Source organism: Nannocystis sp. (assembly GCF_016714285.1).
GTDB lineage: Bacteria > Myxococcota_A > Polyangia > Nannocystales > Nannocystaceae > Nannocystis.
Genome location: NZ_JADJNN010000001.1, coordinates 1,013,579 through 1,034,929, shown reverse-complemented (window position 1 = coordinate 1,034,929; position 21,351 = coordinate 1,013,579). Strand labels below are relative to the sequence as shown.

At 72.4% G+C, this 21,351-nt stretch carries 15 protein-coding genes and 1 tRNA gene; 7 read left to right on the top strand and 9 right to left on the bottom strand.

The window, feature by feature from the left end:
* Positions 1-55 precede the first annotated feature (55 nt).
* The 5 genes from IPJ59_RS04095 to IPJ59_RS04075 form a co-directional block, all read right to left on the bottom strand.
* The gene (locus IPJ59_RS04095; protein ID WP_293269836.1) at positions 56-3,091 is read right to left on the bottom strand and encodes a serine/threonine-protein kinase; all 3,036 of its coding nucleotides are present in this window, start codon (positions 3,089-3,091) and stop codon (positions 56-58) included.
* Positions 3,092-3,163: 72 nt separating this feature from the next.
* The gene (locus IPJ59_RS04090) at positions 3,164-4,906 is read right to left on the bottom strand and encodes a CotH kinase family protein (protein WP_293252582.1); all 1,743 of its coding nucleotides are present in this window, start codon (positions 4,904-4,906) and stop codon (positions 3,164-3,166) included.
* Between the two features lie 71 nt (positions 4,907-4,977).
* A complete protein-coding gene (locus IPJ59_RS04085; RefSeq protein ID WP_293252585.1) occupies positions 4,978-5,274 on the bottom strand; it encodes a hypothetical protein in 297 nt (98 codons plus the stop codon).
* A 48-nt stretch (positions 5,275-5,322) separates the two neighbouring features.
* Positions 5,323-5,514, bottom strand: a complete 192-nt coding sequence (locus IPJ59_RS04080) for a hypothetical protein (RefSeq protein WP_366524527.1) — start codon at positions 5,512-5,514, stop codon at positions 5,323-5,325.
* Positions 5,515-5,633: 119 nt separating this feature from the next.
* Positions 5,634-5,708: transfer RNA gene (locus tag IPJ59_RS04075), tRNA-Leu, on the bottom strand.
* A gap of 341 nt (positions 5,709-6,049) precedes the next feature.
* On the opposite strand from IPJ59_RS04075, the gene IPJ59_RS04070 reads away from it, so the two are divergent.
* From IPJ59_RS04070 to IPJ59_RS04050, 5 genes are all read left to right on the top strand, one after another.
* Entirely contained in the window at positions 6,050-6,637 is a 588-nt protein-coding gene (locus IPJ59_RS04070) for an ECF-type sigma factor (protein ID WP_293269835.1), read from the top strand.
* A 45-nt stretch (positions 6,638-6,682) separates the two neighbouring features.
* Positions 6,683-8,890 carry a pyridoxal-dependent decarboxylase gene (locus IPJ59_RS04065; protein WP_293252591.1) on the top strand — a complete coding sequence of 736 codons (2,208 nt, stop codon included), beginning with the start codon at positions 6,683-6,685 and terminating at the stop codon, positions 8,888-8,890.
* A 151-nt stretch (positions 8,891-9,041) separates the two neighbouring features.
* Positions 9,042-9,941, top strand: coding sequence for an FHA domain-containing protein (locus IPJ59_RS04060; RefSeq protein ID WP_293252594.1), 900 nt, complete (start codon positions 9,042-9,044; stop codon positions 9,939-9,941).
* A 41-nt stretch (positions 9,942-9,982) separates the two neighbouring features.
* The gene (locus IPJ59_RS04055; protein ID WP_293269834.1) at positions 9,983-12,985 is read left to right on the top strand and encodes a WD40 repeat domain-containing serine/threonine-protein kinase; all 3,003 of its coding nucleotides are present in this window, start codon (positions 9,983-9,985) and stop codon (positions 12,983-12,985) included.
* Positions 12,986-13,043: 58 nt separating this feature from the next.
* Positions 13,044-13,730 carry a hypothetical protein gene (locus IPJ59_RS04050; protein ID WP_293269833.1) on the top strand — a complete coding sequence of 229 codons (687 nt, stop codon included), beginning with the start codon at positions 13,044-13,046 and terminating at the stop codon, positions 13,728-13,730.
* Between the two features lie 153 nt (positions 13,731-13,883).
* Here IPJ59_RS04050 and IPJ59_RS04045 read toward each other — a convergent pair whose 3' ends face one another.
* The 4 genes from IPJ59_RS04045 to IPJ59_RS04030 form a co-directional block, all read right to left on the bottom strand.
* Positions 13,884-15,107, bottom strand: coding sequence for a hypothetical protein (locus IPJ59_RS04045; RefSeq protein ID WP_293269832.1), 1,224 nt, complete (start codon positions 15,105-15,107; stop codon positions 13,884-13,886).
* 277 nt (positions 15,108-15,384) lie between these two features.
* Positions 15,385-17,241, bottom strand: coding sequence for a DUF4215 domain-containing protein (locus IPJ59_RS04040; protein WP_293269831.1), 1,857 nt, complete (start codon positions 17,239-17,241; stop codon positions 15,385-15,387).
* Positions 17,242-17,330: 89 nt separating this feature from the next.
* Positions 17,331-17,576 (bottom strand): hypothetical protein, encoded by a 246-nt coding sequence (locus tag IPJ59_RS04035; protein ID WP_293252604.1) that lies wholly within the window; start codon positions 17,574-17,576, stop codon positions 17,331-17,333.
* A 42-nt stretch (positions 17,577-17,618) separates the two neighbouring features.
* A complete protein-coding gene (locus IPJ59_RS04030) occupies positions 17,619-19,016 on the bottom strand; it encodes a metallophosphoesterase family protein (protein ID WP_293269830.1) in 1,398 nt (465 codons plus the stop codon).
* Between the two features lie 67 nt (positions 19,017-19,083).
* Between IPJ59_RS04030 and IPJ59_RS04025 the strand changes: the two genes are divergently transcribed.
* Positions 19,084-19,881 carry an alpha/beta fold hydrolase gene (locus IPJ59_RS04025; RefSeq protein ID WP_293269829.1) on the top strand — a complete coding sequence of 266 codons (798 nt, stop codon included), beginning with the start codon at positions 19,084-19,086 and terminating at the stop codon, positions 19,879-19,881.
* A gap of 80 nt (positions 19,882-19,961) precedes the next feature.
* A complete protein-coding gene (locus IPJ59_RS04020) occupies positions 19,962-21,350 on the top strand; it encodes an adenylate/guanylate cyclase domain-containing protein (RefSeq protein WP_293269828.1) in 1,389 nt (462 codons plus the stop codon).
* Position 21,351: the final 1 nt, after the last annotated feature.

The following is a 21,351-nucleotide window of genomic DNA, read 5'->3' as shown; positions in this document are numbered from 1 at the left end:
CTGTGTGGACAGGTCAGGCTGTCCTCGCGGACAGATTCGTGAGCTGTCCTGAAGGTCAGGTGGGGTGGGCGGCGAGCCAGGCGTCGACGGTCTTGAGGGTGCGCTCGCCGGTGACGCCGGCGGCGACGAGGCCGGCGCGGGACTCGGCGAGGAGGGCGGTGGCGCGGGGGCGGTCGCCGGTGGCCCAGAGGGCGCGGGCGAGCTCGAAGCGCAGCTGGGCGAGGTCGACGGGGTCGCTGTCGCCGCCGACCAGGAGCTTCAGGCCGAGCTCGAGCGGGGCGAGGGCGGCGGCGGGTTGGTCCTCGGCGAGCTCGACGCGGCCGAGGCCGAGGAGGGAGAGGGCGCGGGTCGGGTGCTCGGCGCCGAGGAGCTTGCTGCGCATGGCGTCGGCGCGCTGGAAGTCGGCGCGGGCAGCCGTGAGCTCGCCGAGGTCGAACAGCACCTCGCCGCGGACGGCGAGGACGGTGGCGAGGGCGGGGTGCTCGGGGCCCAGCTTGGCCTCGACGATCGCCAGGGCGCCGTCGGCCTCGCTGCGAGCGGCGACGAGGTCGCCGCGCAGGCGCAGCATGCCGGCGATGTTCTGCTGGACGATGCCGACGTTGGGGTGGTCGGGGCCGCTGTTGTCGGCGAGGATCGTCCGGGCCCGCCGCAGCGCCGCGATCGCGTCGGTGTAGCGGCCCTGGCGTTCGTGGCTGAGGGCGAGGTTGTTGAGCGGGATGACGACGTCGGGGTGGTTGGGGCCGCCGGCGGCCTCGGCCATGGCGGTGGCGCGGACCAGCAGCGCCTCGGCCTCGGCGTAGCGTCCGCTGCGGAGGTAGGCGCCGCCGAGCGTGTTGAGCGCGCTGCCGAGGCGCGGGCTGTCCGGGCCGTGGACGGCGGTCAGCAGGGTCAGGGCGCGCTCGAGGCGGGTCGCGGCCTCGCCGTTGCGCGCGGCGGCGATGTCGACGGAGGCCTCGGTGATGAGCAGGCGGGCCTCGTCGCGCGGCTGGTCGCCGCCGCGGGCGAGCGCGCCGCGGGCGAGCGCGGCCCAGCTGGCGGCCTCCTTGTCGCGGCCGAGCTTCCAGCCGCTGACCTCGAGCAGGAGGAGCAGGCCGTCGAGCACGCGGGCGTCGTCGCCGACCCGCAGGGCCGCGCCGACGGCGTCGGCGAGGTTGACGATCGCGGCCTCGTCGTCGCCGCTGGCGACCAGGGCCTGGGCGAGCGCGAGCTGGGCCTCGGCCTGCAGCGGCGGGTAGGCGAGCGGGGTGACGCGATCGATCACCTCGCGGGCGCGGACGAGGGCGTCCTTCGACTTGCCGGCGCTGCGCAGCGAGCGGACGGCCGCGAGGGCGCCGCGGGCCTCGTCGATCGCGGCGAGCTGGTCGGCGGGCGGCGGGGTGACGCCGAGGCCGGGCGCGGGCGGGTCGATGCAGCCGTCGATCGCGGGCAGGGCGAGGGCGGCGTCGAAGGCCCGGCGCACGACCTGCTTGTCGGCGCTGGTGTAGAGGCTGGTCAGGGCGGCGAGGTCCTGGCGGCGGCGATCGAGGCACTGCATGCGCAGGTCGAGGCGCTCGGGCGACTGCTCGCCGCGCGCGGTGGCCAGGCAGCTGTCGCGGTGCATCGTCAACCATTCGTCGCGGTAGCGGTCGATCTGGGCCCGGGCGGCGGTCCAGGCGTCGGCGGCGTAGACGGCCCCGGAGGCGGTGAAGGCCCGCTCGCTGGCGGCTTGCACGGGCTCGTCCCACACGCCCTGCATGCGCGCCGGGCCGCCGCCGCAGTGGTCGATCGCGGGCCCGCGGGTGGCGAGGGCGACGGTGAGGGCGGCCGCGGCGACGAGCGAGCCGGCGACGAGCAGGCCGACGCGGCCGCGACCGCGGCGGCGATCGATCTCGGCGAGCAGGACGTCCATCGACGGGAAGCGGGCCTCGCGGTCGGGCTGGAGGCCGCGCAGGCACAGGCGGTGCAGCCAGCGCGGGACCTTGTTGCCGGGCGGCGGCGCGGTCCGCTGCGGTCTGGAGGCAGCGTCGGCCAGATCCTCGAGGGTGTCGCCGGTGAAGGGGCGCAGGCCGTAGAGCGCCTCGAACAGGGCGACGCAGAAGCTGAACTGGTCGGTGCGCGGGTCGACCGGGGCGGCGACGTGCTGCTCGGGCGACATGTAGAGCGGCGTGCCGACGACGGCGCCGACGCGGGTCATGCCGTGGTCGAGCATGCTGTTGCGGGTGAGGGCGATGAGCTCGGAGTCGGGGCCGCGGGGCTCGGGCTTGTGGGCCTCGTCGTCCGTGCGGGCGAGGCCGAAGTCGGCGACCTTGGCGACCAGGGCGCCGCCGGGCTCGCGGCCGAGGAGGACGTTGTCGGGCTTGAAGTCGCGGTGGACCAGGCCGACGGCGTGGGCGGCGGCGAGACCCCGACCTGCCTGAAGGAACAGGTCGATGACCTCGCGCCAGGGGTGCCTGGTCTCCATCCACGCGCTGAGGGTGCTGCCGTCGACCAGGTCCATGGCGACGAACAGGCGCTCGCCGACGACGCCGACGTCGAAGATCGGGACCACGTGGGCGTGCGACAGGCGGGCCATCGCCTGGGCCTCGCGCTTGAGGCGAGCCGCGGCCTGGCCGCTGGCGGGGCCGAGCAGGAGCTTGAGCGCGACCTTGCGGTCGAGCTCGGGGTCGTAGGCCTTGTAGACCACGCCCATGCCGCCGGCGCCGAGCTGTGAGAGGACGACGTAGCGGCCGAGGCGAGCCGGGATCTCGGGCCCGTCGCGCAGGGCCGGGTCGCTGCGCGGGAGCGAGGCGCGGGTCTCGGCGAGCTCGCGCGGCGAGGCGAAGGGGAGGGTGGAGCGCGGGCCGTGGACGGCCGGTGCGGGCGGGGTGTCGGCGCGGCTGAAGTCGTGGGCCGCGTCGCGCGGGGCGACGGTGGCGCCGAGGTCGTGGGGCGGGGGGACGGTGGCGGCGAGGTCGTGGGCCGGGGCGACGGTGGCGGCGAGGTCGTGGGTCGGGGCGACGGTGGCGGCGAGGTCGTGGGCCGGGGCGACGGTGGCGGCGAGATCGTGGGCGGCGCTCCGCGGTGTTGCGGTCACCGTCGACGATCCGGCCTGGTCCTCTCCACCCGACGCCACCAGCCCGCACTGTATCACCGCGGCGTGGGGAGCCGCGCGCGCGCGAGCGCGAGCGCGGCCAGATGCGGGCGCTCAGAAGCCGTGGGCCGCGAGCTTGTCGCGGATCTGGTCGGGGCGGTTCATGACGAAGGTCTGGATCTGGGCGTGCTCGTCGACGAAGGTCTGGAAGCCGTACTCCTTGCGCGGGTCCTCCATGATGGCCGGCGAGAGCTGATCGAAGAGGGCGCTGGCGCGGGCCGGGAGCTCGCTGCTGGCGACGATCTCGTTGACCTCGTCGAGGCGGGCGGCGAAGGCGGCCTCGCAGGCGGGCTCCTTCAGGCAGCGGGTGGCGAGGATGCCCTCGGCGCCCCACGGGTCCTGGTCCTTCTCGAAGGTCTGGTCGATGCCGGTGGCGATGAGGGTGAAGCGCTGGGTCTGCGGGTCGTGGTAGAGGCGGTAGTTGTTCTTGATCGTGAAGGCGTAGTTGTCCCAGTGGTCGATGACGCTCTCGAGCGCCCAGCCGGTGAGGAAGCGGTCGTAGTCGAGGAGGTCGTTGATCGCGGGGTAGAAGCCGCCGGGCGGGAGGGCCTCGATCGCGGCGACGAGGTCGCGGATCAGCACATAGTCCTCGGGGTCGCCCGCGGGGTCTTGCGGCGAGCAGGCGCTGGGTGAGAACTCGCGGGTGATGCAGTACGAGTCGTCGTCGTCGGTCGGCGGGACGTTGGCCTTGATGAGGTCGCACCAGTAGGTGCCCTCGTAGAGCATGCCCTTGTTGTCCGGGAACCAGCGGGACAGGAAGCGGCGGTCGATCGTCTCGACGTGGGTGTAGACGCCCCACAGCTTGTCGTTGACGAACAGGCGCACGCTCGCGGCGCGCGGGGCGGGGAGGCCGAGGGCGCGGTAGAGCGGGTAGCCGAGGCGCTCGTTGGCGGCGCTCTTGTCCTGGACGCCGTTGTTGAAGGTGAAGTGGGTCTCGCCGAGGAGGCGGCGCTCGCCGGGGCAGCCGACGACCTTGGGGTCGTCCCACTCGAGGTTGACCTTGAACGAGGCCTTGCCGTTCAGGTCGCGCGAGGAGCCGCAGCCGCCCTTGATCTTGATGCCGACGCCGGGGAAGGTCTGGTCGGCGAAGCGCAGGGTGCCGCTGTGGTAGGTGCGGGCGAAGGGGACGCAGCCGGGCGGGTTGGCCTCGGCGTTGATCTTGGTCCAGCTGTCGGGTGGGATCTCGAGGTGGAAGTCGAGGATCGTGTCGTCGGCGAAGAGGATGCTGCTGCCGTCGTCGGTGCGGAACGTGAGATCGGCGCTCCACGGGCTCCAGGCGCTGCAGGGGCCGTGATCGTCGCGGTAGCGCAGGCGCACGACGTGGTCCTTCCAGTCGGCGAGGGTGGTGTCGCCCGGGTCGTCGAACTCGCCGTCGGCGAGGCTGAGGGTCGGCTGGGCGGCGCCATCCAGCGCGGCGTGCCAGACCCGCTCGTCGACGACGTCGTCCTTCACGCGCCAGATCTCGGCCTCGACGCCGCCGGGGAGGTCGCCCGCGTCGGGGTCGAGGAAGGGGGAGCCGGCGATCGTGAGCGAGGCAGGGACGACGTCGATGCGACCCGCGAGCGGCTGTTCGACCTCGGGGGTCGCGGGCGGGGCGTTGGCGGGGCAGCTGGGGCCGCCGCTGCTGGCGTCGCTGGTGGGGGTGTCGGTGGTCGAGGCGGCCTGTGTGCTGGCCTCGCTGGTGGGGCTGTCGGTGGTCTCGCCCGTGACGGTCGAGCCGCTGGTGCTGTCGGCGGTGGCGGCGTCGCCACAGGCTGTCCCGAGGGCCAGGTGAAATAAGAGTGCGCGGCGATGCATGGCGTACCTCCCTCGCCGGGGCGAGGTCGTTAGCCAGCCATCATACACGGCGTCGCCGGAGTGTGGTGATTTCAGGCGGCGGCCTCGGCCGCCCGCTGGAAACCCGGCGCGAGGCGGGCGCAGACCTCGACGCAGCGATCGTGGTCGGCGAGGTGCCAGCGGCCGCGCAGCCCGGCGCGGAGGATGCAGAGCTCGGTGGCCGCGTGCTTGCAGCGCAGGAGGGCGCGCTGCTCGTCGTGCATGGGATGCTCCCAGCGGACCCGCAGGACCCGCTTGAGGGCGAGGATCTGCAGGTCCAGCGCGCTGCGGGCGGCGCGGAGGCGGGGGAGGTCGATATCGGTGGATGCGGGGAGGATGTTGCTATTCATGACGTGTCTTTCTCGTGTTCTCTGGTGGGTTGTTCGTGTGTTTGTGGGTCAGCGGAGCAGCGGGAGCTGTCCGGTGACCTTGTGGACCCGCCCCCGGTCGGCCACTGGCACGATGCCGATGGCCATGAGGGCGTGGAGATGCGGCGGATCCGGCTCGCGGATCGCGTGGTGGGGGATCGCCAGGCGCTGGAGCTGACGCTCGAGCAGCGCGAGCTGGGCCTCGTCGCGGGCGGCGAGCACGACGGCGCGCGTGCCCGTGGGCAGCCCGCCGGGTGAGCTCTCGCCGGCGGCGTGGACGACCTGCGCGGCCAGGGTGCCGCGCGGGAGGTCGGCGCGGACGATTACATAGTGCGTGAGGGTGCAGCGGACAGGAGTTGAACCCGCGTCTCCGGAGTGCTTAGGTCCGGCGCGATGACCGTTGTCGCCACCGCTGCGTATGCTCCGAGTGCTGTCGAGGATCTCACCCAGGACCCTGAAAAGTGCCTCATAGGCCTTCTTCCAGATCCTCTGGGGCGGTTGTTCCTGGCCCTCGTGGGGCCCCCCGTCAAGGCGGGTCTGACTGTCAAGCTCGGTTCACGGGTTTGACCATATACGCATATTGTGGCGGCGTCAACAGCTTTGTGAGGGGTCGTGATTGGGTGGTGATTGGGGCGGAGCCGCGCGGTCGCGGGTCTGGGATCCGCGAATCGATGGGGTCGGCGGGGGCGGATGGAGGCTGTCTGAAGGGACAGGTTGGGGTGCTGATGGGGTGCTGACCGCGGGCGATCAAGGAGGCATGCTCGCGGCGATGGCGGCGGGCGACCTCGAGATCACGCGGATGCTGCACGCGGCGGCGGCGGGCGACGTCGAGGCCGCGGCGGCGCTGCTGCCCCGGGTGTACAAGGAGCTGCGCGCCCTGGCGGCGGCCCGCTTGCGGCGGCTGCCGCCGGGTCAGACCTTGCAGGCGACGGCGCTGGTGCACGAGGCCTATCTGGCGCTGGTGGAGCGCGAGGATCCGGGCTGGAACGGGCGCGGGCACTTCTTCGGCGCGGCGGCCCAGGCGATGCGGGAGATCGTGATCGACCAGGCGCGGCGCAAGGCGGCGCACAAGCGGGGCGGGGAGCTGCGGCGTGAGTCGTCCGAGGCGCTGGCCGAGCTGGCGGTCGACGACGGTCTGCCCAGCGAGGACCTGCTGGCCCTCGACGCCGCGCTCACGCGCCTCCAGGCCGAGCACCCGGAGCGGGCGCAGGTGGTGCTGCTGCGCCACTTCGGCGGGCTCTCGGAGGCCGAGATCGCGGCCTTGCTCGGGGTCAGCACCCGCACGGTGGAGCGAGCGTGGCGGTTCGCCCGGGCCTATCTGCACGCGGCGCTGGCCCCGGAGTGAGGCTGTGTGTGATCGTGCTCGCCACACCCACGGAGTCGAGCGCGCATGAGTCACGATGACGACAGACCCGCACCCGCCGGCAGCTGGCGCGAGCGCATGGAGGTCCTGAAGGACTCGTTCCCCTCGCCGTGGCGCGAGGCGGAGGCGGACGACGCGTTCGCCAACACCTTCCGCCACGCGGTCAGTCTCCTCGACGAGCTGAAGCCGCCGCGCAGCTTCGCGGGTCAGGCCGCGTGGCAGGGCTACCTGGGCAGCCCGGCGCTGCCGGACTACACGCGCTGCCGCGAGGCGCGGCTGGGCCAGGAGATGGTGCCGCTCGCCGAGGTGATCCGCGAGCTCGTCGGGCTGTTCGACGGGATGCCGAACTGGAACCACCCGCAGACGATGGCCAACGTGATCCCGCCGGCGAACACGGCGTCGATCATCGGGGCCACGCTCGGCGCGGTGTTCAGCCCGAACATCGTCGAGGGCGAGTACTCGTGGAACGTCGCGCGCGCCGAGATCGAGTCCGGGGCGATCCTCGCCGACATGATCGGCTGGGACCGCGGCCTTGCCGGCGGCCTCTACACCTCGGGCGGCTCCGGCTGCTACCTCTACGGCCTCAAGTACGCGCTGACCCAGGTGCTCGGCAAGCAGACCCGCGATCGTGGCATCCGCGAGGACGCCCAGGTGCTGGTCTCCGCGGCGGGCCACTTCTCGAAGGCGTCCAACACCGACTGGACCGGCCTGGGCATGAACAACATCCGCGCGATCGAGGTGGACGAGCACAATCGCATGAGCGTGGCCCACCTGCAGCGGGTGATGCGTGAGTGCCGGGAGGAGGGCAAGCCGATCGCCATGGTGGTGTGCACGATGGGGACCACAGACGCCTTCGCCATCGACCCGATCGCGGAGGTGCGGGCGCTCATCGACGAGTATGACAACGCGGGCGGTCACCCGCGGCCCGTGCTCTACGCGGACGCGGTGATCGGCTGGTCGTTCACGGCGTTCAATACGTATGACTTTCGCAGCAACCCGCTCGGCTTCTCGCCGACGGCGCTGCGGGCCATCTCGCACAATCGCTCGCAGATCCAGCACATTCACCACGCCGACGCGGTCGGCATCGATCTGCACAAGACGGGCTGGTCGCCGTACTGCTGCAGCTACTTCCTGGTCAAGGACTACGATCATTTCGTCGACCTGCTGTCGCGGCCGATGCCGGCGTACCTGCAGGACCGGACCCCTTACAATCCCTTCAAGTTCACGCTCGAGTGTTCGCGCCCCGGCTCGCTGGCGCTGGCCGGCTGGGCGACGCTGCGGCACTTCGGGCGCGAGGGCTTTCAGGTGATGCTCGGGCGGCTCATCGAGGTCGGGATCTCCTTGCGTCGGCTGCTCGCGGCGGAGAAGAACTTCGTGTGCGTCAACCCGGACAACCACGGCTTCGTGACGCTGTTTCGCGTGTACCCGCGGCACGTGAACGCCGAGGAGCAGTACGAGCGGGAGCTGTGCGACCCGGGCGCGCGGGACGCCCTGCACGCCTACAACCAGCTCCAGACCCGCGTCGCCAACAAGCTGTTCGCGATGCTGCGCGACCCGCGGCGGCGGGTGCCAGGCTTCGAGAACCCGCCGTACACGTCATTCACCTCGGGCTTTCGCACCACGATGTATCGCGGCCCGGCGTCGGAGGAGGAGGATATGATCGCGGCGCTCAAGGCGTATCCGATGTCGCCGAATTCCAATGAGCTGTCGATGCTGCTCATCCGCAGCTACCTGCTCAAGGCGCGGGACCTGGTCATCGAGGACCTGCTGGCGGAGAACGCCGCGTTCGCATCGACGGGCACGGTGTATGGCGATACCACCTACGATTGGTTCGGCGAGCCGAGGCGCATCCCGAACGAGTTCCTGGTCCCGCCGGCGCGCAGCGAGGCCGCCGACGCGCTGCGCCGGATCCCCCTGTGCGCCAACTTCGACGACGCGCAGTGCCGGGCGCTGCTCGGCGATTCGCAGGTGGTGACCCGCGAGGCGGGCGAGCTCCTGTTCGCCGAGGGTGAGCTCGCCGACAAGGTCTACGTCATCCTCTCGGGCAAGGTGAAGGTCTTCCGGGCGCGGCCGGACGGCGGCGAGACCGAGTTCGTCACGGTGGCGGAGGGCAACTTCTTCGGCGAGATGGCGCTGTTCGACCGCAGCGTGCGATCGGCCTCGGTGCGCTGCATCGAGGCGTGCGAGTTCGTGGTGATCGAGGGCGATCGCTTTCTCCACGCGGTGCTCGGCTGACGACCGGCGCGCGGTAGTGATGATCCGGTCCCGCCGACGCGCACGTGGGGCCTGAGCATGCGCGAGCAGGGCCCGGAGGCACGCTCCGGGACGCTCGTGGGACGCGTTTGCGCGCGCGGTGGGCAGAGGGCATCGGTGTTACAAGGGGGCCATGAATCGTGCTTATGCGACCTTCCGGCTGCCGGATGGGAGGTCTTGCTCGCTCGGGGTCGGGGAGCTGGTCGGTCGGCTGTGGAGCGCGGCGCTGCAGATCGACGACCCGCGGGTGTCGGAGGGCCACGCGATGCTGAGCCTGCGCAGCGGGGACCTGTGGCTGCTGGCGCTGCGGCGCCGGCTCGCGGTCGAGGGGCGCAGCGTCGCGGAGGTGCGGCTGGTCGCGGGTCAGCGGATCGCGCTGGCGCAGGGGATCGAGCTGGAGGTCCTGGCGGTCGAGCTGCCGGCGACGGCGCTGGCGATCGAGGCTCCGGGGCTGCCGACGATGATCCTGCCGGGACTGTGCTCGCTGCAGGTGCGGCCGCAGATCCAGGTCTTCGCGCGCTATGAGGTCGATGCGGCGTGCCTGCTGTGGGACACCGATGACGGCTGGCGGCGGGCCCAGGGCGGCGTGACGACGCCGCTGGCCGCGGGCGACACCTGGTCGATCGAGGGCGTGCCGTTCCGGGCCGTCGAGGTGGCGGCCGGCGGCGCCGGGCCGTCGCCGACGCGCGTGACCGGGGGGATCGATCCGCCGCTGCGGATCGTGACAGCGTGGGAGACGGTGCATGTGCAGGTCGGTGACGCGCCGCCGGTGATCTTCGCGGGCGTGCACGCGAGGATCTTGTCGGAGCTGGCGGCGCTCGGCGGACCCGCGGGCTGGGAGGTCGTGGCCCGCGAGGTGTGGCCGGAGGAGGAGGACGCGTGGGTGCTGCGCAAGCGCTGGGACGTGAACCTTGGCCGCCTGCGCGCCCGCCTGCGTGAGGGCGGGATACGCACGGACCTGGTGCGAGCGGCCGGGACCGGGCAGGTGGAGCTCGTGCTCCGCCACAGCGACGTGCTCGAGGATCGCAGCTGAGCCACGCCGACGATCTGAGCGGCCCTGTCGAGGCGACGAGCGTGGCCGGGGCGCCCGCGTCGTGGCCGGCCTCGGCGCCGCCGGAGCACGCGCGCTACGAGCGGCTCGGGCTGCTCGGCGTCGGCGGCATGGGGCGCGTGTACCTGGCGCGCGACCGCTGGCTCGGGCGGATGGTCGCGCTCAAGGAGGCGCACGACGAGGGGCTCGCGCGGCGACTCGCGGGCGAGGTGCGGGTGACCGCGGGCCTCGAGCACCCGGGCATCGTCACGGTGTACGACGAGGGGCAGGGCGCCGACGGGCGGCCGTTCTACACGATGCGGCTGATGCGAGGTCGACCGCTGTCGCAGCTGCTGGCGGAGCGGCCCGGGGTCGGCGAGCGCATGGGGCTGCTGGCGCATTACCTCGACGCCTGTCAGGCGCTGGCGTACGCGCACGCGCAGGGCGTGATCCACCGCGACCTCAAGCCGGCGAACATCATGGTCGGGGCGTTCGGCGAGACCCAGGTGGTCGACTGGGGGCTGGCGCGCCGGCTCGGCGACGGCGGCGAGGGGGCCGGGGACGCGGACGCGGGGGCGACCCGGCGCGGGGCGATCGTCGGCACGCCGGCATACATGAGCCCGGAGCAGGCGCGCGGCGAGCCGGCGGATCGCCGCTCCGATGTCTGGGGCCTCGGGGCCGTGCTGCACGAGCTGCTGCTGGGGTGCCCGCCGCGCGGGGCGGCCGCTGTCGTCGGGGAGCGCTCGGCGCTGCGAGAGGTCCCCGCGGAGCTGGCGGCGATCGCAGAGCGAGCGCTGGCAGAGGCGCCCGCGGCTCGCTACGCCGACGCCGCGGCGCTGGCCGCCGACGTCGCCGCGTACCTCGAGGGCCGTCGGGTGCAGGCGCACCGATACACCCGGCTGGAGCTCGCGCTGCGCTTCGTGCGGGCGTGGCGTGGGCCGCTCCTGGTCGCTGGCGCGGCGGTGATCGTGATCGCGGTCCTGCTGGTGCTCGGCAACCTGAGCTTGCGGGCGCAGCGAGATCGGGCCGTCGCGGCGGAGACCGAGGTCCGGGCGGCGCTGGCGGCCTCGGATCGCAACCTGGCGACGGCGCTGGTGGCCCAGGCGCGGGCCGCCGACGATCGCAGGGACAACGCCGCCATGGAGGTGCTGGCCGCGCAGGCGCTCGGCCTGGTCGACTCGCCCGCGGCCCGCGGCCTGCTCGCGGGCGCCCGCGCGGCGGCTCGCCCGACCCGCCTCGCCAGCGCGGCGCTGCCGGACTGTCACATGCTGGTGGCGCTCACCGTCGACGACATTCTCTGCGGGGACGACCACTCGCTGCGCCGACTCACCGGGGGGATCGAGCGCTGGCGGGTGCGGACCGAGAAGTTGACGCGCGAGCTTCGGGTCGAGGCCGGGAAGGTGTGGGTGGTCTCGGCGGGGTTCCTGTTGTCGGCGCTCTCGCTGGCCACCGGCGAGGCGGACGACGAGGCGTGGGAGCTGATCGACTTCAACGTCGGTGACGCGTGGCCGGTGCGCGCCGCGGTGCGAGGCGGGAGTCTGACGCAGCCGCAGCTGCTCGGGATCTGCGGCGACATTCCGCTCGTCGGCCTGTCGGGCCTGCTCGACGGTCGTTACGCGGTGTTGTGCTCCGATGGCCGGGTCGGGGTGGCCACCGGTATGGCCGCGCCCCGCTTCACGGCGGCGCTCGAGCCCCGCGACTTCGTGAGCTTCGCCCACCTGGCGCTGGCAGCCGACGCGCGCTGGGCGGTCGTCGCGGGCGTGCAGGGGCGGGTGGCGGTCCGCGAATTCGCGACGGGCCGGACCTGGACGCTGGCGGCCGATCGCCCGAACCCGGTGCGCCAGGTGGTGATCGGGCCCGACGGTGGGCGGCTTGCGATCGTCCGTGAGCGTGGCGGCGTCGAGGTGTTCACGCTGCCAGAGCTGCAGCCGCTCGGCACGATCGCCGGCGCCAAGGCCCGCGCGGTCCGCCTGTTCGGCGACGGCAGCGTCCTCGTGGCAAGCGCCGCCGAGGTCACGCAGTGGGCCCTCCCGGCGGCTCCGCGGCCGCGCGTCTTCACCGACGAGCACGGCCTCTCGGGCGTGAGCTTCGCGCCCGACGGCGCGTCGCTGGTGACGACCCACGGCGAGGGCAGGGCGCTGGTGTGGGACCGGGCGAGCGGGCTGCGTCGGCACGAGCTCGAGATCGGGAGCGGCACCGTGAAGGCCAGCGCCTTCCTCCCGGACGGGGTCCGCGTGGCGATCGTCGACGCCGGCGCCGGCCCGCCCGGTCCGCACATCTTCTCCACGGCGACGGGCGAGCCGCTGTGGTCTCCGCCGGCGCCGTTGCTGGCCGAGTGGCGGCGGGGCCGGGGCCAGGTGATCGTGCCAGGGCAGGAGCTGCCGCTGATGGGCCGCCGCGTCGTCGCGCTCGCGGACAACGTGCTCGTGTTCTCGAGCTATGGTGCGGGCTTCTTCGCGGTGGACGTCGACACCGGCGAGGACGTGCCGGCGATCGACTGCCCGCTGGTGGAGTGGCCGGACATCGCCGGGGCGCCGGATCACAGCCGGGCGGTGATGGTCTCGGTCGACGCGACGGTGTACGTGCTCGCGGCCGGGGACCCGCTGCGCTGTCGCCCGGTGGTCGCGCCCGCGGGCGCGACCACGGCGGACGTCTCGAACGACGGGCGCACGGTCATCGTCGGCGGCAGTCGCTTCCTCGCGCGCAGCGGACCGGAGGGGGTGCGCTGGAAGGTGGCGCACGCGGGGCCGTGGCCGCTCGACGTGGCCCTCTCGCCCGACGAGCGCTGGGTCGCCAGCGCCGGGCCCCAGGGCGTCGCGCAGGTGTGGGACGCCGAGACCGGGGCGCTGCGGGCGGTGCTCACCGGGCACGGCGGGCGGGTGGCGGGGGTCGAGTTCAGCCGCGACAGCGCGACGCTGGCGACCGCGAGCTGGGATGGGACGGCGCGGCTGTGGGACCTGGCGACGCTCGATGCATCGGTGGACGCGATCGTGCGCGACGCGGAGGCGCTGTGGGGGCTCTCGTCCGCCGACGCGCTCGACCGCTAGCCTCGCGTGTAGGATCGCTGTGTGATGGCAACGCGGCGGGAGCCGCTATCTTGCCAGCATGTCCGTGAGCAACCGAATCAGCCATCGCATCATCGCCTCCTGCATCGCCGCCACCGCGGCCGTCGCCGTCCTCGCGCCCGCCACCGCGTCCGCGGCCAACCCGTGTCAGTCCGAGTGGACCAAGTTCAAGAGCTTCTTCGACCAGAACGGCGCCAAGATCGCCCGCGGCATCTGCCAGCTGGTCAACAAGGACGACGCCGCGGCCGCCAAGAAGTGCGCCGACGACTTCGACGCCGCCAAGCAGAAGATCGACGCCAAGCTCGCCGAGTACAACAGCATGGCCGGCGACTCGCAGTGGAAGGTCGGGCCGCGCGGCCTCGGTGAGGCCACCTGGGCCAGCGGCACCCTGCTCGCCGAGCGCACCTTCGCGGGCGCGCCGATCCTGTCCGACAGCTACCGCCTCGAGCTGCAGCGCACCGGCGGCAAGGCCACCAAGGCGATGCGCGGCACGGTCTGCTTCCTCGACTCCGACGGCAACCTGGCCCTGCCCGCGGCCAGCTTCGAGATCGACGCCGGCCGCCCGAGCTACGACAACACCTTCCGCAGCGTCGCCGGCCTGACCCCGGTGATCCTGCTCGAGAAGCCGGCGGGCCTCAACGGCCACCAGTACCAGATCCGCGGCACCCGCGGCGGCGAGCCGGGCGTGGTCCAGGAGGCCCGCCGTATCAAGGCGCAGGGCAAGTAGTAGCAGCCCGTGTGATGCGCCTCCGTGGTCGCCCAGGCGATGGAGGCGCCGCAGGCTGCTGTCCCTCGTGCATGGGCCGGTGGATGGCCGACCAAGGCCGTCGCGTCGTTCACCCCACGATATCACGCACCCGTCGCGTCGCAGGCGTCGGTCTCAGCCGTCGCAGGGACGGCCCATGAGTGCCGCGAAGTACACTCGCCGGGGCCCGGTCAGGTAGACGTGCTCGTCGACGACCGCATACGCGGCCCCCTCGAGGTGACCCTCGCCCCAGTGCATGTCGACCTGCGGCCCGGGCAGCGACGCGACGCCGGTCCACGCGCCGAGCTCGCCCGTGAGGTCGAGGTCGGCGCGCAGGACCGCGGCGCCGCGCACGGTGAAGAGCGTGCGCCCGGCGACAAACAGGTCGCCCCGCTGGTTGTCTGTCCCATCGGGCAGGTTCGGGAGTTGCGTCCAGCCGAGCAGCGCGCCCCCGGGGTCGATATCGCCACGCCACAGTTCGGGGCCGTCGCCGCGGCCGGTGAAGACATGGCCACCCGCGACGCCCGGTGGCGCGTAGAACACCGATTTGCCGGGCCGCTGCCCGCTTGGATGATCGAGGCCGGTGTCGCTGAAGCTGGCGGCCAGCGGCACCGGGCTGCGATAGACGTCGGGGCGATATGTATAACCGGTGAAGGAGAAGCCGCCGAGGTGCAAGACGTGGTGGCCCATGGGCAAGGGCATGGCGACGGCGGTGTCCCATACGTACTTGTTGCCGCCAAAGGCGGTGTCCGGACTGTCCTCAAGCAGCTCGACATCACCTACCATGGTGCCGTCGGCGGCGAATACGTAGTGGGCGATGTGACCGTTGCGAAAGTGGTACGCTTGGCCGTCGGCCACGATCGCCGTGTATCCGTGAGGCCCGCCACCGTGGTCCGGCGCGGCCTCCTGCCACGGCCCCGGGGCGCCGTCCGGACCGAGCGCGGCGAACAACAGGCGCCGCTCCGACGCGTCCTCCTGGCGCATGGTGTGCACATAATAAAACCCGGCCCGCGCGAACGACGGGAGTGGGTGCGAGACGTGGACGTCGTCGGCGAAGGCCTCGGTCTCCGACCAGGCCAGCAGGTCCCGACACGCGCCCGCTGGCTCGGACGGCAGGTCGGGCGCCGCGGCCCCGGTGCTCGTGTCCGTGCCGCTGCCGCTGCCGTCGTCCGTTCCAGTGCTGCTGCCACTACCCGTGCTCGCGCTGCCGCTGCCGTCGCTGGTGGGCGGCGCGCTGACGCTGGTGCTCCCGGGATCGAGGCTCGAGACGGCGCTCGGGTCCGCCGCGGTTGTGGCAGTGCCCGAACCACCCGCGCATGCAGTGGCGAGCAGAAGGAGGGCCAGTGCGTGTCTGCGCATGGGCCCGTCTTATCACGCCCGGTACGAGCAGTCGGTCACAAAGGGCGGGGTCCGCACATCGATTCCGAACGCCTCGGAGCCCTCGCGGGGCCATCTCCACGCCGCGACCACCGCCGACGGCCGCGACCGCAAGCAGCCCAGGGCGAATCTGCCGCTACCTCCTGCGCCCGCCCTTCGCCCACGACGCCGTCACGGCGCTCCCTGGCGGCCGCGTCCGCGTCTCCTTCAAGGCGCCCTGGCGTAGCGGCACCGCCCACGCCCCGAATTAGCTCAATCCTCACTGCTGGAAGCAGTACAGGGCCTTCTTCCAGCTGCAGTTATAGATGCACACGTAGGTGGTCCATTTGTTGTCGATCGAGGAGAAGTGGCCGCCGCCGGTCGGTAGATTGGCGGCGGCGCTCGTCCAGTTGTTGCACGATCCGAGCACGTTATACAGGGTGCCGTCGGTCGCGGTGTCCGTGAGGGTCAGGCCCTTGAGGCCGTTGCAGCTGTTCTGGTCGAAGCCGGGGACGGCCTTGTTCTCGTCGAGGTTGATGACGTTGGCGATGTTGCCGTCGATGAGGTCGGCCCAGTTGTTGGCCACGAGCATGCCGTCGCGCCGCACGTAGGGGATCACCGACTTGGTGAAGCGGCTGCTCGGCGAGCCGGTGGCGTCGCTGATCCACGCGAGGTAGGTGCCGGGCAGGCCGGCGGCGTTGGCCAGGCCCTGGCACTTGGCGTCGGCGCCGGCGAGGCCGCCGAGGTTGCCGTTGTAGATGGCGCTGGTGGTGAACACGACCTTGTGCGCCTTGCAGGTGGGGGAGCAGCCGTCGCCGTCGGCGAGGTTGCCGTCGTCGCACTGCTCGCCGGCGGCCTGGTTGATGTTGCCGTCGCCGCAGACGACCGGGCTGCAGTCGTCGTCGCAGGTGGGCGTCTCGCCGCCCTCGTCGCAGGCCTCGCCGGCGGACTGGTTGCGCACGCCGTCGCCGCACATGGCCTGGGTGCAGTCGGAGTCGCAGGTGATGGTCTCGCCGCCGCCGTCGCAGATCTCGCCGGCGAGCTTGTTGAGCTGGCCGTCGCCGCACACAGCGGAGGTGCAGTCGGGGTCGCAGGTCATGGTCTCGATGGCGCCCTGATCGCAGTCCTCGCTGGCGGTCATGTTGATGGTGAAGTCGCCGCACAGGGCCTTGGTGCAGTCTTTGTCGCACTTGTCGGACTCGCCGAGGTCGTCGCAGAACTCGAAGCCCGTGTGCACGAAGCCGTCGCCGCACTTGGCGATCGTGCACAGCGAGGTGCAGTTGTCGGTGCCGATCTTGTTGCCGTCGTCGCACTCCTCGCCGAAGCCCGCCTGAAGCACGCCGTCGCCGCAGGCAGGGACGGTGCAGGCGTTGGTGCAGGCGTCGTCGTCGACCTTGTTGCCGTCGTCGCAGCCCTCCTTGCCCTGCCAGACGATGCTGTCGCCGCAGCTGGCGGGGACGCAGCTGGCCAGGCAGTCGTCGGTGTCGACCAGGTTGCCGTCGTCGCAGGTCTCGACGCCCTGGTGGATGAGGCCGTCGCCGCACACGGCGGTCAGGCAGGCGTTGGTGCAGTCGTCGGTGTCGATCTGGTTGCCGTCGTCGCAGAGCTCGATCCCTGCCTGGACGAAGGCGTCGCCGCAGGCGGCCGGGAGGCACTGCGAGGTGCAGTCGTCGGTGTCGCCCTGGTTGCCGTCGTCGCAGGTCTCGACGCCCTCCTCGAGGAAGCCGTCGCCGCACACGGCGGGCAGGCACAGGCTGGTGCAGGCGTCGCTGTCGACCTGGTTGCCGTCGTCGCAGGTCTCGCCGGGGTCGATGTTGCCGTCGCCGCAGAAGGGCGCGGGCGGACCCGTGGTGTCGTCGGTGGTCGAGGACGCGCCCGAGCTGCTCGCCTGCTCGGTGGTGCCGCCGGTCGGCTCGGTGGTCGTGGTGGTGCCGGCGTCGCTCGTGGCGTCGGTGTCTGGGGTCGTGGTTGTCGGGATCGTGGGATCGCCGGTCGTGGTCTGCGCGCCGGTGTCGTCGCCGCTGCTGCTGTCGGTGGCGGCTGCGGTGGCGACGTTGTCCTCGCCGCAGGCGAGCAGCAGCGTGGACAGGGTGAGCAGGGCGAGGGGGCGAGGATCCAACCAGGTGGCGTAAGGCATAACGACCAGGTTAGGGAGCCACTGCCGCCAGTTCAAGCGCGGCGGGGCCGGCTGGAGGGCACGCCGAACTGCGGAAGATTAATGAACCTTCAGGCGCTCTCTTCGCGCCACTCGATCTCGATGCCCTCTTCACCCTCGGGGACGTGCGGGCGCAGCATTGTCAGCAGCGCAGCGTCCGCGCCCTGCTCGGCGAGGTAGTCGAGCGTGGTCGCGTCGATGTAGTAGTCCTGATCGACGTCGCTTTCCTCGACGAGCAGGTCGATGAGGTCCTGGAGCTGTTGCTCGCTCAAGGTGCCGATGCGGGCGCCGGTGTCCTTGTTGTAGAGGCTGATCACGTCGGCCCGTATACCACGCGCGCGGATCTGCGGGCGTGGAGATCACGGGCGGCGACGCAGCACGAACATCGGATCGCGCTGACAGCTGCGCGTGGCGGCGGCGGCGACCTTGCAGCCGTTCGGCGGCGGCGCGGGCTGGGCCGGGGTCTTGCGCACGAGGTCGACGAAGGCGCCGGCGACCGCGAGGCCCTCGGGGCTGGTCGCGAGGCGCAGCAGCGCGAGGGTGTTCGGGACCTCCGTGCCCATGTGGAAGCCGAGCAGCTCGAGCGGGACGCCGGGGACGGAGATGGCGAGCGGGAAGCCGATCTTGCCGCTGCCCTGGTGGTCGAAGGCGCGGGCGGCGATCGCCTCGATGGTGGGGATGTGGCACACGGGCGAGCTGACCAGCTCCCACACGCGCCGGCCCGGGCCGACCGAGATCTCGAGCAGGCGGCTGTGGTGGACGTCGCCGGTGAGGATGACCATGTCGAAGGGGGCCGCGGCGAGGGCCCTCCAGATGCGCGTGTACTGGGCGACGAAGGCCGGCGGGTTCCAGTCCTGCCAGTCGCCGGGGCCCATCCACATCGGCTGGCCGACGATGAGGGCGCCGGGGCCCTTGAGGGCCGCGGCCCAGCGCTCGAAGGCCAGCAGCTCGGGCTCGCTGCACAGCACCGGCGGGTTGGCGTCGTGCATGCTGCGGCCGGCGCGGAGGTCGAGGGCGAAGACCGAGAGGCCCGGCAGCTCGAAGCGATAGGACAGGCCCTGGCGCGCGACGGGGGCCGGGTTCAGGACCGACTGAAAGGCCTTGATGCCGGCGAGCGCGGCGTCGCGGTAGATGGAGTGCCAGCGGCCCATGCTGCGCGGGAGCCAGATCTGGTGCTCGGGGAAGTTGTTCCAGAACTCGTGGTCGTCCCACATCATGAAGGTGGGCAGGTAGGAGAGGACATCGGCGTAGCCGCCGCGCCAGAAGTGCTGGAGATAGCGGTCGGCGGTCGACTCGAAGGCGCTGCGCTCGCTGCCGACGCTGGGGCCGACGTCGAGGTAGAGGTTGTCGCCGACGAGCAGCTTGGCGGCGAGCGGGGCGTAGCCGACGGCGCCCTGGAGGACGCGGAGGTAGTCGGCGTCGCGCTTGAAGTCGTTGGAGAAGCAGGAGGCGAGGGCGAGGTTCAGGCCGGCGGCGGGGAGGCGAGCCGGCAGCGTGCGGATGTGGGTCGCGCCGATCTGGTAGTCGGCGCCGGGGCGCAGCTTGCTGGCCGTGGCGACGTACAGGCGGACGCCGGCGCCGAGGACGTGTTGATCAAAGCGCGAGTCGCCCGAGCCGTGGGGCTTGAGCGTGAGCGGCGGGCAGGGGGCGCCGCGGACGTCGACCAGCTTCAGCGCGGGGGGGGTCGACTCATCGCTGAGGACGAGGGCTCGCAGACTGGTGGAGCCGACGGCCCCGGGGATGATGCGGGTGGTCATATCACGGGCCGATCACGGCCACGATACGTGAGGGTCACGGCGGCCACAATCGCATAGGCTTGGCGACATGCCGACGCTGATGCGAGACGGCCAGCGCGTGGCCTACGAGGTGCTCGGTTCCGGGCCCGAGGTGGTCGTGCTGGCGCACAACCTGATGGCGCAGCGCGGGAGCTTCGCCGCGGTCGCGGGGGCATTGGCGAAACGCGCCCGCGTGCTGGCGATCGACCTGCGTGGTCACGGCGAGAGCGTGCCCTCGCCGCGGGCCTTCACGGTGGCTGACCTGGCCGACGACTTGTTGGCGCTGCTCGACGCGGAGGGGGTCTCGCGCGCGCTGATCGTCGGGACCTCGCTGGGGGCGAGCGCGGCGATGATGCTGGCGCTGCGGTATCCGTCGCGGGTCCGGGGCCTGGTGCTGATATCGGCGACGCCCCACGCCGCGACGTGGATCGACCGGCTGCGCTTCGGGGCGCTGGCGGCGGTATTGCGCGGGCTCGGGCCGGGGCCGGTGATGCCTGCGATCGTGGGGCAGCTGCTCGGGGCCAGCTATCGGGCGCGGCCCGGGGCCACGGAGGTGGTGGCCCGGTCGATCCGCGCGACGCCGCGTCGCGATCTGGCGCGCGCGGTGCTGGCGTGGGCCGGACGTCCGGCGCTGGCGGGGCAGCTGGGGTCGATCCGCGCGCCGACGCGGGTGGTCGCGGGCGCGGAGGACAGCGCCTGCCCGCGCAGCTTCATGGCGGCGCTCGCAACGGAGCTGTCCGGGGCACCGCTGCGGGTGATCCCCGGGGCGGGCCACACGGTGCAGCTGGAGCAGCCGGCGGCGGTGGCCGCGGTGATCGAGGAGCTGCTGGCGTCCCTGGCCATATAGGCGGTGTGAGCGAGGGGGCGAGAAAAATCTGATCGCGGGCGCGAGGCGTGGCGTAATGGGGTCGCCGCCCCGGGGCATGTATGTTCAAGCTGCGAACCAACCCGCAGAGCGCCGTGCTGACGGCGATCCGCCGCGAACAGGAGCAGAGCGTCCGTCGCGTGAACCTGATCCGCCTGTACGGAGCGTCGGGGCTGCTGGCGCTGTATGTGGTGCTGGACCTGGTGCTGCAGCAGGCGGAGTGGGGCGGCGGCGCGGTGCCGATGGTGGCGGCCTACTGGGCCGCGGCGGGCGGGCTGGTGCTGCTCGGGCGGCGCCTGAAGCTGATGGCCTTCGCGGCCGGGCTGGCGATCCCGGTGCTCGACCTGAGCTTCATCTTCGGTCTGTTGTACTCGACGATGGGCAGCGGCTCGGCGGCGGGCACGGCCGGCTTCGCGGTCGGGGTGTTCGCGCTGTTCATCGTGCTCTCGGCGATCACGCTGCAGCGGCGACTGATCGTCACCTGCGCGGTGGTCGGGTCGGGCCTCGAGATCGTGCTGCAGCGGGCCGCGGGGGTGACGGTCGGGGCGATGGTGGCGACGGTGCTGCTGCTGGCGCTGGTGGCCGCGACGTGCATGTACCTGACCGGCCGCTTCCGCGTGCTGGTCGAGACGGCGGCGCGCGACCAGCTGCGCCTCGATCGTATGGGCCGCTACTTCTCGCCGGCGGTGGCCCAGCTGCTCAGCCAGGCGCGCGAGCAGCAGGCGCTCGGCGAGTCGCGCGAGCTGACGGTGCTGTTCGCCGACATCCGCGGCTTCACGACCCTGGCGGAGACGATGCCGAGCGAGGCGGTGGTGCGCCTCCTCAACGACTACCTGACCCGCATGGTCGACGTGATCTTCGCGGCCGGCGGGACCCTCGACAAGTTCATGGGCGACGGGATCATGGCGTACTTCGGGGCGCCGATGCAGCAGTCTGACCACGCCGACCGGGCGGTGTGGTGCGCGCTGCACATGCAAGAAGCGCTGGCGGCGTTCAACGCGGCGCGCGACGGCCGGCCGCCGCTGAAGATCGGGATCGGGCTGCACAGCGGGCGGGTGATCGTCGGCGACATCGGCTCGCCGCGGCGCCGCGAGTACACGGCGATCGGCGACGTGGTCAACGTGGCGGCCCGCCTCGAGAGCATGACGAAGGAGCTGGGGGCGCCGATCCTGGTGTCGGAGACGACGCGGGCGCTGACCCACGGGCCGGTGCTGTTCGGCGAGGCCCCGCCGGCGCCGATCCGCGGCCGGGCGCAGCCGCTGGCGACCTTCATCCCGGTGCTCGACGAGACGGTCCGCGAGCGGACCGGGATCTGGGCCCAGGGGCACGCGAGCATCGCCGAGTCGGCGCTGCTCGACTCGACGACGCAGTCGGGCGAGCAGGCCCCGCCGCCCCGCACGGGTGAGGCGAGCCCGTGGATCGAGTCGTCGGCGCTGCACGCCCGCGGGTGAG